10 protein-coding genes are annotated in these 11,640 nt (G+C 71.7%); 1 reads left to right on the top strand and 9 read right to left on the bottom strand.

Going from position 1 to position 11,640, the window contains the following annotated elements:
• Positions 1 to 87: 87 nt before the first annotated feature.
• Complete coding sequence (gene pepN, locus ACZ7KF_RS11800; protein ID WP_471071972.1) at positions 88 to 2,670, bottom strand: aminopeptidase N; 2,583 nt, start codon at positions 2,668 to 2,670, stop codon at positions 88 to 90.
• A gap of 139 nt (positions 2,671 to 2,809) precedes the next feature.
• On the opposite strand from pepN, the gene ACZ7KF_RS11795 reads away from it, so the two are divergent.
• On the top strand, positions 2,810 to 3,472 hold the full coding sequence (locus ACZ7KF_RS11795) for a mycothiol-dependent nitroreductase Rv2466c family protein (RefSeq protein ID WP_471071969.1): 663 nt from the start codon (positions 2,810 to 2,812) through the stop codon (positions 3,470 to 3,472).
• Between the two features lie 80 nt (positions 3,473 to 3,552).
• Here the strand turns inward: ACZ7KF_RS11795 and ACZ7KF_RS11790 are convergent, their stop codons facing one another.
• The 8 genes from ACZ7KF_RS11790 to ACZ7KF_RS11755 all read right to left on the bottom strand — a co-directional run bounded on the left by ACZ7KF_RS11790 (position 3,553) and on the right by ACZ7KF_RS11755 (position 11,635).
• Positions 3,553 to 4,626, bottom strand: a complete 1,074-nt coding sequence (locus ACZ7KF_RS11790) for an ABC transporter ATP-binding protein (protein WP_471071966.1) — start codon at positions 4,624 to 4,626, stop codon at positions 3,553 to 3,555.
• The gene (locus tag ACZ7KF_RS11785) at positions 4,604 to 5,431 is read right to left on the bottom strand and encodes a DeoR/GlpR family DNA-binding transcription regulator (RefSeq protein WP_471071963.1); all 828 of its coding nucleotides are present in this window, start codon (positions 5,429 to 5,431) and stop codon (positions 4,604 to 4,606) included. The genes ACZ7KF_RS11790 and ACZ7KF_RS11785 overlap by 23 nt, the downstream gene beginning before the upstream one ends.
• Positions 5,428 to 6,516 (bottom strand): ABC transporter ATP-binding protein, encoded by a 1,089-nt coding sequence (locus ACZ7KF_RS11780; protein ID WP_471071960.1) that lies wholly within the window; start codon positions 6,514 to 6,516, stop codon positions 5,428 to 5,430. The genes ACZ7KF_RS11785 and ACZ7KF_RS11780 overlap by 4 nt, the downstream gene beginning before the upstream one ends.
• Positions 6,513 to 7,337 carry a carbohydrate ABC transporter permease gene (locus ACZ7KF_RS11775; RefSeq protein WP_471071957.1) on the bottom strand — a complete coding sequence of 275 codons (825 nt, stop codon included), beginning with the start codon at positions 7,335 to 7,337 and terminating at the stop codon, positions 6,513 to 6,515. The genes ACZ7KF_RS11780 and ACZ7KF_RS11775 overlap by 4 nt, the downstream gene beginning before the upstream one ends.
• Positions 7,334 to 8,218, bottom strand: a complete 885-nt coding sequence (locus ACZ7KF_RS11770) for a carbohydrate ABC transporter permease (protein ID WP_471071954.1) — start codon at positions 8,216 to 8,218, stop codon at positions 7,334 to 7,336. The genes ACZ7KF_RS11775 and ACZ7KF_RS11770 overlap by 4 nt, the downstream gene beginning before the upstream one ends.
• On the bottom strand, positions 8,218 to 9,642 hold the full coding sequence (locus tag ACZ7KF_RS11765; RefSeq protein ID WP_471071951.1) for an ABC transporter substrate-binding protein: 1,425 nt from the start codon (positions 9,640 to 9,642) through the stop codon (positions 8,218 to 8,220). Before ACZ7KF_RS11765 ends, ACZ7KF_RS11770 begins: the two co-directional genes overlap by 1 nt.
• Before the next feature lie 185 nt (positions 9,643 to 9,827).
• Positions 9,828 to 10,466: a response regulator gene (locus tag ACZ7KF_RS11760; RefSeq protein ID WP_471071948.1), complete on the bottom strand. Its 639-nt coding sequence runs from the start codon at positions 10,464 to 10,466 to the stop codon at positions 9,828 to 9,830.
• Positions 10,463 to 11,635: a sensor histidine kinase gene (locus tag ACZ7KF_RS11755; protein WP_471071945.1), complete on the bottom strand. Its 1,173-nt coding sequence runs from the start codon at positions 11,633 to 11,635 to the stop codon at positions 10,463 to 10,465. Before ACZ7KF_RS11755 ends, ACZ7KF_RS11760 begins: the two co-directional genes overlap by 4 nt.
• Positions 11,636 to 11,640: the final 5 nt, after the last annotated feature.

The following is an 11,640-nucleotide window of genomic DNA, read 5'->3' as shown; positions in this document are numbered from 1 at the left end:
TGGTCCGATCGGGTGCGGACCAGGGGTTACGGCTCTGTTTGCCCGAATTTCGTAACGGTCACCGACCGGGCAAGCTCAGGCCAACGATCAGTGGCCGGATGCCGCCGCGTCGCACGCCTGTGCGTTCAGCGCCCGCGCCAGGTCGTCGCGGGCCTCCAGCACCAGCCGGCGCAGCGCCGGCGCCGCGTCCCGGTGCGCCTCCAGCCAGGCGTCCGTGGCCCGGAGCGTCTCCGGCGAGTCCTGGAGCGACGGGAACAGCCCGCGCACCACGTCCATCCCGATCTGGATCGACCGCTCGCCCCACAGCCGCTCGATCGCCGCGAAGTACTTCGGTGCGTACGGCGCGGTCAGCTCCCGCTGCGAGGGCTGGGCGAAGCCCGCGATGGTCGCCTCCACCAGCGCGTTCGACAGCGCGTCGGACTCCACCACCTGCGCCCAGGCCTGCACCTTGACCGCCGCCGAGGGGCGCGCGGCCAGGCAGCGCACCTGGTGGCGCTTGCCGGAGGCGGTGTCGTCCCGGGCGAGTTCGGCGGCCAGTTCCTTCTCGCCGACCACGTCGTGCACGGCGAGCGACTCCAGGAACGCCCAGCGCAGCTCCTGGTCGACCTCCAGGCCCGGCAGCGTCGCGGTGCCGTCCAGCAGCGAGGTCAGCAGCTCGAAGGCGTCCGGCGCGTCGGCCGCCCGCGCGAAGGCACGCGCCCAGGCCAGCTGGTGCTCGCTGCCCGGCTCGGCGCCGTGCAGCCGGCGCGAGGTGCCCTGGGCCAGCTCCCGGCCGGCCTCCGCGCGCCGCTCGGGCGCCGTGTAGTGGACCGCCGCCGTCTCCGCCCAGGCGTGCAGCATCTGCAGCACGCCGATCTCCGACTCCCGGCCCGCGAACTCCAGCACCAGGCCGACGAACTCCCGCGCCGGCAGCAACGCGTCCCGCGTCATGTTCCACAGCGCCGACCAGCACAGGGCCCGCGCCAGCGGGTCGGTGATGTCACCGAGGCCGTGCCGGAGCGTCGCCAGCGAGGTCTCGTCGAAGCGCGTCTTGCAGTACGTCAGGTCGTCGTCGTTGACCAGCACCAGATCGGGCGCCTGGGCGCCCGCCAGCTCCGCCACGACCGTCCGCGGGCCGACCACGTCCGTCTCCACGCGCGCGTACCGCTCCACCGTGCCCTCGGGCGTACGCCGGTACAGGCCCACCGCGATGCGGTGCGGGCGCAGCTCCGGATGCGACTCGGCGGCCTCCTGGACCACCGCCAGCTCGGCGATCCGGCCGCCCTCGGTGTCCAGCAGCACCTGCGGGGTCAGTGCGTTCACGCCGGCCGTCTGGAGCCAGGAGCGGGCCCACGTGGTCATGTCCCGGCCGCTGGTCTCGGCCAGCACCGACAGCAGGTCGCCGAGGCGGGTGTTGCCGTACGCGTTCCGCTTGAAGTAGCGGCGGGCGCCCTCCAGGAAGGCCTCCTCGCCGACGTACGCCACCAGCTGCTTCAGCACGGAGGCGCCCTTGGCGTAGGTGATGCCGTCGAAGTTGAGCTTGGCGTCCTGGAGGTCGCGGATGTCGGCGGTGATCGGGTGCGTGGAGGGCAGCTGGTCCGCGCGGTACGCCCAGGCCTTGCGACGGTTGGCGAAGGTGATCCAGGCGTTCTCGAAGCGGGTCGCGCCCACGTTCGCGAACGTGCCCATGAAGTCCGCGAAGGACTCCTTCAGCCACAGGTCGTCCCACCACACCATGGTGACCAGGTCACCGAACCACATGTGCGCCATCTCGTGCAGGATGACGTTCGCCCGCGCCTCGTACGACGCCTGCGTCACCTTCCCGCGGAAGATGTACTCCTCCCGGAAGGTCACCAGGCCCGGGTTCTCCATCGCGCCCAGGTTGTACTCCGGCACGAACGCCTGGTCGTACTTCCCGAAGGGGTACGGGTAGTCGAAGTGGTCGTGGAAGAAGTCCAGGCCCTGCTTGGTCACCAGGAACACGTCGTCCGCGTCGAAGTGCGGGGCGAGACCCTTGCGGCACATCGCGCCGAGCGGGATCTCCAGCCGCGTCCCGTCCTCGAAGGTGCGGGTGTAGGAGTCGGTCACGTAGTGGTACGGGCCCGCCACCACGCACGTGATGTACGTCGAGATCGGCTTGGTCTCCGCGAACCGCCACACGCCGTCGGCGAGTTCACCGGCGCCGTTGCTCCACACCGTCCATCCCTCGGGCGCCCGCACCTCGAAGCGGTACGGCGCCTTCAGGTCCGGCTGCTCGAAGTTCGCGAACACGCGCCGGGCGTCGGCCGGCTCGTACTGCGTGTACAGGTAGACCTCGCCGTCCTCCGGGTCGACGAAGCGGTGCATGCCCTCGCCGGTGCGCGAGTACGCGCACTGCGCGTCCACCACCAGCTCGTTCTCCGCGGCCAGGTCCTCCAGCGTGATCCGGGAGCCGTCGAAGACCTCCCCCGGGTCCAGGTCCCGGCCGTTGAGCGAGACCGACGTGACGGCCGGGGCGATCAGATCGGCGAAGCCGGACGCCCCCGGCTCGTTGCAGCGGAAGCGGATGGTGGTCACCGAGCGGAACGTGCGCGGCTCGCCGTTCCCGTCGCCGACGGCGGACCGCAGGTCCAGGAACACGTCGTACCCGTCGACGGACAGCAGGGCGGCCCGCTCCCGGGCCTCGTCGCGGGACAGATTCTCACCGGGCACGGACGGCACTCCCTCGTGATCGCGTGGATGGTGGCGGAACAGGACCGATCCTGCCATGTGCCCCTGACGGCGGACAGCAGGGAATGCGGGTGGCGCCGCCCCCGTTGACCTCCCAAAGAACGTTCTGCTGAGGAGCCCCATGTCCGAGACCACCGCCTCGTCCGGCAAGACCCCCGTCGACTTCTGGTTCGACCCGCTGTGCCCCTGGGCCTGGATGACCTCCCGATGGGTGCTGGAGGTGGAGAAGCTCCGCGACATCGAGGTCCGCTGGCACATCATGAGCCTCGCCGTCCTCAACGAGGACAAGCTGGACGAACTGCCCGACGAGTACCGCGAGCTGCTGACCACCAAGGCGTGGCAGGCGGTCCGCGTGGTCACCGCGGCCTGGCAGAAGCACGGCGACGACGTCCTCGGCCCGCTCTACACCGCGCTCGGCACCCGCATCCACAACAACGGCGAGGACGCGACCCCGGAGGCCATCGCCGGCGCGCTCGCCGACGTCGGCCTGCCCGCCGGACTGATCGACTACGCCGAGCAGGAGGACTTCGAGTTCGACGCCGAGCTGCGCGCCTCCCACAAGGAGGGCATCGAGAAGGTCGGCCAGGACGTCGGCACGCCCGTCATCGCCGTGCCCGGCCCCGACGGCGAGCAGATCGCCTTCTTCGGCCCGGTCGTCACCCCCGCCCCGCAGGGCGAGCAGGCGGCCCGCCTCTGGGACGGCACCGTCGCCGTGGCCTCGGTGCCGGGCTTCTACGAGATCAAGCGGTCCCGCACCAAGGGCCCCGACTTCAGCAACCTGTAACCCGCCCCGCCGGGCCCGGCCGGATGCCGGGCCCGTGCGCGTGCCGCCGGCGGCCACCACCACCCGTGCGGCACGGGAGGTCATCGCAGGGAGTCTCCCGTCCCGGCGTCGAAGACATGGGTGAGCCCGGCCGCCACCCCGACCCGGTCGTCGTGGGCGAGCCGCACCTCCGGCCCGGTGAGGACCACCAGATGCCGCTCCACCCCGTCGAGGGCGAGGGTGGCGATGCCGGACTCCAGCAGCGGCTCGTGGGCGACGACCCGCGCGGGAATGCCGTCGGCGCCGGTGAGGCGCAGGTCCTCGGGGCGGATGCCGACCACCACCGGCCGGCCCTCCGGCACCGGCACGGGCAGCGGGATCCGCACCCCGGCGGACAGCCGGGCACGGCCGTCGGCGCCGGCCACGCCGGGCAGCAGGTTGATCGCGGGCTCCCCGACGAAGTCGGCCACGAAGGAGCTGGCGGGGTGGTCGTAGATCTCGTACGGGGTGCCGAGCTGCTGGATCACGCCGTCCCGCATCACGGCGATCCGGTCGGCGAGGGACAGGGCCTCCTCCTGGTCGTGCGTGACGAGGATCGTGGTGTGGCCGGCGTCCCGCTGGATGCGCTTGAGTTCCCGGCGGGTGGAGTCGCGCTGGGCCGCGTCCAGATGGGACAGCGGTTCGTCGAGCAGGAGCACGTCCGGCTCCCGGATCAGGGCGCGGGCCAGCGAGACCCGCTGTTTCTGCCCGCTGGACAGTCCGGCCGGGCGGGCGCCCAGGACGTCGGTGAGACCGACCCGTTCGGCGATCTCGGCGACCTTGCGGGAGACGTCCCCCGGGCGGGCGCCGCGGCGGGCCTTCAGCCCGAACGCCAGGTTCTCCGCGACCGTCAGCGGCGGGTACAGCGCGTAGTTCTCGAAGGCGACCCCGATGTTCCGCCGCCGCGCCGGCCGGTCCACCACCGAGGCACCGCCGACCAGGATGTCCCCGCCGGTCACCGGCTCCAGGCCCGCGATCATCCGCAGGGTGGTGGACTTCCCGCAGCCCGAGGGGCCCAGCAGCCCCAGCAGTTCGCCGGACGCCAGGCTCAGGTCGAGCCCGCGGACCGCCTCCACCGCCGGCCGGCCCCGCGAACGGTAGGTCTTGCGCAGCTCACGCAGTTCCAGCGCGGTCATCGCCCTCCCTCGGATCGGTGACGCACACCTCGTAGCGCACCTTGTGCTCGTCCAGGTCGCGCAGCGCCCGGGGAGAGGCTCCGTCGTCCACCAGCAGCAGGTCGAAGCGGGACAGGGGGGCCACCCGGTGCAGGGCGACCCGGCCCAGCTTGGTGTGGTCGGCCAGCAGCACGTTGCGCGCGGCGATGCCGAGCATCGCCCGCTTCACGGAGACGATGTGCTGCTCCTGGTGGTAGGCGTAGCCGCCGTGCACGCCCGAGGTGGACACGAAGCCCACGTCGACGCGGAGTTGTCCGACGGCCTCCACGCAGGACACCCCGAGGAAGGAGCAGTGCAGCGGGTCGTAGTCGCCGCCGAGCGCCATCAGATGGATGCCCCGCTGGTCGGCGAGCAGGTTGATCGCCTCCAGGAAGTTGGTGACGACGGTGAGCGGGGTGATCTCGCCGAGGCGCAGCCTGCGCGCTATCGCCAGCGTGGAGGTGGAGTCGTCCAGCAGGACCGCCATGCCGGGCTCGATCGACTTCAGCGCCCGCTCGGCGAGCGCGGCCTTCTGCGGGCGCATGGTCTTCAGCCGGTACTGCACGTTCGACTCGAACACCCCGGACGGCTGCGCGGTCACCCCGCCCCGGAACTTCCGTACGATGCCCTGCCGTTCGAGTTCGTCCAGGTCCCGGTGGATGGTCATCAGGCTCACCCCGAACCGCTCGGCCAGCTCCGCCGCGGTCGCCGAACCCTCGGCGAGGACGAGTCCGGCCATGGCGGCCTGCCGGGCCGCGGGTCCCCGCTGCGCACCGGTGCCGCTCATCGCCGCCCTATCCGTCGTCCCGGGCCGTGCGGCCGGTCGGCCTCGAACAGCAGCAGGTTCTCGGGCCGGACGGCCGGGCGGACCGGGTCGTCGGGACGCAGTCCGGCCACCTCGCCGCGGTCGGCGACGAGCGACAGGACCTGCGCGCCGATCCGCACGGTCACCTCCACGGACCGGCCCAGCACCTCGGTGACGTACACCGTCCCGGCGAGCCGGTGCCCGTCGCCGGTCAGCGACACGTCCCGGGGCCGTACGCCGGCCAGCACCTCGGTGCCCGCGGCGGCCTTCACGGGCAGCGGCAGCTCGAACGCCCCGTCCGCGGACCGGAAGCGCCCGGCCTCGGTCACCGTGCCCGGCAGCAGATTGATCCGGGGCCGCCCGAAGGCCCGCGCGACCTCGGTGTCGTACGGCCGGTACCAGATGTCCTCGCGGGTGCCGGTCTGCACGAGCCGCCCGTCCCGGATCACCCCGATCCGGTCGCCGAGCGCCAGCGCCTCCACGGAGTCGTGGGTGACGTACAGGGTGGTCGTGCGCCGGACGGCTCCGATCGCCTTCAGCTCGGCCCGCATCTGCTGGCGCAGCTTGGCGTCCAGGTGGGACAGCGGCTCGTCCAGCAGGAAGGCGCGGGCCGGGCGGACCAGCACCCGGCCGAGCGCGACCCGCTGCCGCTGCCCGTTGGACAGCCGGCCGGGCATCCGGTCCAGCAGATCACCGATCCCGAGGAGTCCGGCGACGGCGGCGACCCGGTCCCTGGCCTCGGCGGCGGGCAGCCGGTGGCGCGGGGAGCGCAGCGGGGAGACCAGGTTGTCGTACACCGACCGGTGCGGATACAGCGCGTAGCTCTCGAAGCACATGGCCACGCCCCGGTCGTAGGGCTCCACGTCCCGCATGTCCCGGCCGTCGATCTCGATCGTGCCGGCCTCGGGCCGCTCCAGCCCGGCGACCGTCTTCAGCGTGGTCGTCTTGCCGGCCCCCGACGGTCCGAGCAGACAGAAGAACTCCCCGTCGCGGACGTCGAGGTCGAGTCCGTCCAGGGCGGTCGTCCGGCCGTACGTCTTGCGCACGCCCCGCAGCGCGATGCTCACGACTTCACCGCCCCGAACGACAGCCCGCGCACCAGATACCGCTGGATGGTCAGCGCGAGCAGCAGCGGCGGGACGACGGAGATCAGCGCCGCGGCGGCCGTGAGGTGGTACTTGGGCCGGTCGCCGCCGAGGAAGGACAGGGCGCCCACGGTCACCGTCTGGGCCTCGTGGGAGGTGAGGATCAGCGGGAAGACGAAGTTGTTCCAGGCGAAGATGAACGCCAGCAGCGACACGGCCGCGATGCCCGGCCTGACCAGCGGCAGGGCCACCTTGAAGAACGCCTGTCTGCGCGTGTACCCGTCGAGCAGGGCCGCCTGCTCCAGCTCCGGGGTCAGATCGGCGAAGTACGACCGCATGATCCACACCACCAGCGGCAGGGTGACCAGTTGCAGCACCCACACCATGCCGGCGTAGGTGTCGAACAGGCCCAGCTTCTGGTACAGCACGAACAACGGGATGATCACCGTGAGTTCGGGGGCGAACCGGAACGACAGCAGCGTGAACATCAGGTGGTCCGAGCCCTTGAACCGCCGGCGCGCCGAGGCGTAGGCGGCGGGCAGGCCGACCACCAGCGACAGCGCGACCGCGCCCAGCGACACCACCAGGCTGTTGACGAAGAAGCGGACGAACGGGATGCCCTCGCTGTCGCCGAGCACCGTGCGGTAGGCGTCCAGGGTCGGGGTGAACGAGAAGTAGGTGCTGAAGAGCTGGTCGGCCGGTTTCAGGGACAGGATCAGCATCCAGGCGACCGGGAACAGGGCGAAGACGAAGTACAGGAGCAGGGCGGCGTCCGCCAGCCACCCCCACAGCCGCTTCCTCATGCGGACACCTCCGCCGCCTTCCGCTGGATCCGCCCCAGATGCCGGACCAGCACCGTCGCGGCCAGGTACACCACGGCCCACAGCACGATCGTGTAGCTGATCCCGAAGGAGTACCGCTGGAACCGGATCGCCTCCAGGTAGGCGCGGATCTGCAGCACCACGGTGGAGTCGCCCGGTCCGCCCTCGGTCAGCGCGTAGATGATGTCGAAGACCTTCAGCGAGTCCATGAACCGGAAGATCACCGCCACCATCACGTACGGCCACAGCATGGGCAGGGTCAGCCGCCGGAAGGTGTACCACCGGCCGGCGCCGTCCACCTGCGCCGCCTCGAACGGGGAGAGGGGCAGCGACCGCAGTCCGGCCAGGGCGAGGATCGCCACGAACGGGGTGTACACCCACACGTCCACGGCGATCGACGACAGCAGCGCGCCCGTCGGGGTGTCCGTCCACTGGACCCCGCCGAGCCCGAACGGCTCCAGCAGGTGGTTGATCACGCCCACCGACGGCTGGAGCATCAGCTTCCACATGATCGCCGCGATCACCGGGGCGATCATCAGCGGCAGGATCAGGATCTTCTCCAGCACCCGGCCCACCAGGGACGAGCGGTGCAGCAACAGGGCCACGGCGACCCCGAGCACGGTCTCCACGCCGGCCGCGCCGACCGCGTACAGCACGGTCACCCAGGCCGAGTTCCAGAAGGCGTCCTGGGTGAGGACCGTCTCGTAGTTGTGCAGCCGGACCATGTCCGGCTGCGGCTTGGCCGCCGAGAAGTCGAACAGCGTGTAGTACAGGCCGAGTCCGAACGGGTAGAGGATCCCGCAGGTCAGCAGCAGCGCCGGGAGGACCAGCAGATACGGCCGCAGCGCCGGGCGCGCCCGCATCAGCCGACCTTCGACGACAGGTCGTCCGCCAGCCCGTCCAGCACGGACTTCGCGCTCTTCCCGCCGTAGATCTCCTGGAGCGCCGCCGCCCAGCTGGTGGTGGCGTCGAAGAACTGGGCCTGCGGGGTGAACTGGATCCTCGTCTGGTCCACGACCGTCTCGAAGGTCTCGAGGAACCCCGGCAGGTGCCGCATCTTGTCCTGGTAGGCGCCGTCCCGGCCGACCGACTTGCGCACCGGGTCGATGTGGTCGTCCGTGAGGGCGGCCCGGCGCAGATGCTCCTTGCCCGTGGCCCACTGCAGGAACAGCCAGGCGGCGCTCTTGCGCCGGCTCCGAGCGTTCATGCCGAGCGACCAGATCCACATGTTGGTGGCGAGCGAGCCGTCCGGTCCCTTCGGCCCCGGATGGAAGGCGATCTTCCCGGAGGCGGGGCTCGCCCCCTTCACCGCCTGGAAGTAGGCGGCGGTGTCGGCGTCGAACAGCATCCCGGCCTTGCGCGCGCCGAGATCGCCGGAGCACTGGTACCAGGTGTACGACGTCCAGGACGGGGGCCCGCCCCGCCGGACCATGTCCGCCCAGTCCTCGGTGAACGCGACCGCCTCCGGGGAGTTCATCGCGGGGGTGAGCTTGCCGTCCTCGACCGTGAAGTCGTGCAGCCCGTTGCGGGCGTACATCGTCATGAACCCCGGGTGGATGGTGGCCCAGCTGCGCGAACCGCGCACGGCGATCCCGTACATCCCGTCGAACCCGGCGGCGGGCGCCTTCTTCTTGATCACCCCGGCCAGCTCGCGCAGCTCCTCGAACGACTCGGCCGGCTTGAGCCCCAGGGTGCGGAACACCTCGGTGTTGTAGGCGACCACGTTGGTCTCCCAGCCCCACGGCAGCGCGTACTGCCCGCCCCGGCCCAGCGGCGCGCCCGCCTTCAGCGACCACTGGTCGGCCCGCAGCAGATTGGGGAAGAAGTCCTCCTGGTCCCATTCGGCGCCGGTGGCCGAGGAGTTGCGCATCCAGGGGCCCAGGTCCTCCAGCCAGCCCGGCGGGCCGTACTGCCACACCATGTAGGCGCCGAGCATGAAGACGTCGTAGGAGGCGCGGCCGCCGGCCAGGTCGACGGTGAGCTTGTCGAAGTAGTTGTCCTCGGGGAAGACGTCGTACGTCACCTCGATGCCGGTCTTCTCGGTGAACGACTTCAGGTCCGCGATCAGGGCGTCGGTGTACGGGTGCTTGTTCAGCAGGGCCTTGACGGTGCTGCCCTTCTCCCGCTTCCAGTCGAAGGCGCCGGTGACGTCGTCCGCGGCCGAACCGCCGCCCTCGTCCCGGTCGTCGCCGCCGAACCCGGTGCCGCAGGCGGAGAGCAGCGGGGCGGCGGCGAGGGCCCCGGTGAGCGCGAGGAAGCGCCGGCGGTCGTGCGCGTGCCTGTCCATCCGTGACCTCCGTCGGTGGGGCGGTGGGGTCGGGCGGGTTAACAGTGCGAGTCGACTCGACAACAGAGCGTGTAACGGCTCGGGAGGGCCGTCAATCCCTCGCGCACGGGGAAAATCGTGGGGAAATCCCAAGGGGACGTGGGAAGTTCACAGGTCCGGTCGCGAAGTGCGGGAGGCCGGGCCGGTCAGGGCCGCCGCAGCAGGCCCCGGTCCAGGGCCACGACCACGGCCCGCGTCCGGTCGTTGACGTCGAGCTTCGCGAACAGGCGCAGCAGATGGGTCTTGACGGTGGCCTCCGTGATGACGAGGCGGCGGCCGATCTCGGCGTTGGTGAGGCCGTCCGCGACCGCGTTCAGCACATCGGTCTCCCGTGCCGTCAGCGGGTCCTGCACCGGGCGCCGCATCCGGGCGACCAGCTTCTCCGCCACGCGCGGGGCGAGCACGGTCTCGCCGCGCGCCGCCGAGCGGATCGCGTCGGCCAGCTGCTCCCGGGTGGTGTCCTTGAGCAGGTAGCCGATGGCGCCCGCCTCCACGCCCCGCTCGATGTCGGCGTCCGTGTCGTACGTGGTGAGGATCAGTACGCGGGTGCGCGGATGCCGGGCGGCGATCTCGGTGGTCGTCGCGACCCCGTCCAGCACGGGCATGCGCAGATCCACCAGCGCCACGTCCGGGTCGTGCCGGGCGACCAGGTCGAGGGCGGCGCGGCCGTCGCCCGCCTCGCCGACGACCTCGATGTCGGTCTCGCCGTCGAGCAGGGCGATCACCCCGGCCCGCATCACGGTGTGGTCGTCCACCACGACGATCCGCAGTGTCTGTCCGCTCATGCCGGCACCACCGCCAGGATCCGCGTCCCGTCGCCCACCGAACTGGTCACCGTCAGCCGCCCGCCCAGCTCCGCGAGCCGTCTGCGCATCCCGTCCAGTCCGAAGCCCGGCGAGGCGCCCACCACGAATCCGGTGCCGTCGTCGGTCACCTCCAGCTCCACCCCGTACGGCCGCCGGCCCAGGACCACCCCGACCGTCGAGGCCCGCGCGTGCTTGCGCACATTGGCCAGGGACTCCTGGGTGCAGCGCAGCAGCGCGATCCGGGTCTGCTGGTCGCAGTCGAGGTCGGCCAGCTCGGCCGTCACGGTCAGACCGGTGTCGTCGGCGAACCGGTCCAGGATGCGGCGCAGGGTCTGCGCCACGGAACCGGACTCCGCACGCTGCCCCTGCCCGCCCGAGGCGACCAGCTCACGGGCCTCGGCGAGGTTCTCCCGGGCCGTCGACTCGATGGAGCGCAGCCGGCGGGCGCTGCGCTCGGGGTCCGTCGCCAGACCGGTCCGGGCCGCCTCGGCCAGGACGACGATGGAGGCGAAGCCCTGCGCGAGCGTGTCGTGGATGTCCCGGGCCATCCGCTCCCGCTCGTCGGCCGCGCCCTGCCGCTGGTGTGCCTGCGACAGCTCCGCCTGGGTGCGCCGCAACTCCTCGATGAGCCGCGCGCGTTCGCTGCTCTGCTCGACCACCGCGCGCGCCCACAGCCCGATCAGCACCCCCACCGCCACCACGATCAGCGTGCCGACGACCGTCTCTCCGAAGAACTCCCCGGACCAGCCCTGCCGCACCCAGCTGCCCAGCAGGGTCACGGCGGTGGTCAGCCCGAGGAACGCGAGCGAGATCCGCGGTGTCCGTCCGAACATCCAGTAGTGAGGCAGCGTCACCATGAACAGGGCCGCGTAGCTGGTGCGCAGGTAGGCGAGCCCGCCGAGGGCCACCACCAGCACCGCGAGGTATCCGTGCGGCCGTACGACGGGATTGGCCGGGAAGCGGTGCAGGACCGCGAAGCCCAGGGCCACGCTGCCCAGCAGGGCGAGGGCCGCGTACCGGGCGCCGCCCTCGCCCAGCGCGGTGATCCCGACGGCCATCGCGGCGAACAGCACCCAGCACACGGCGTTCCAGCGGCGCAGTGTCGTCGCCCAGAAGGCGTCGGCGGTCGGTCCGGCGAGAGTGGTCATGAGGG

This window comes from Streptomyces sp. NPDC038200 (genome assembly GCF_055600785.1).
Note: the sequence above shows the minus strand (reverse complement) of the source record. Positions and strands in the feature narration are given on the sequence as shown.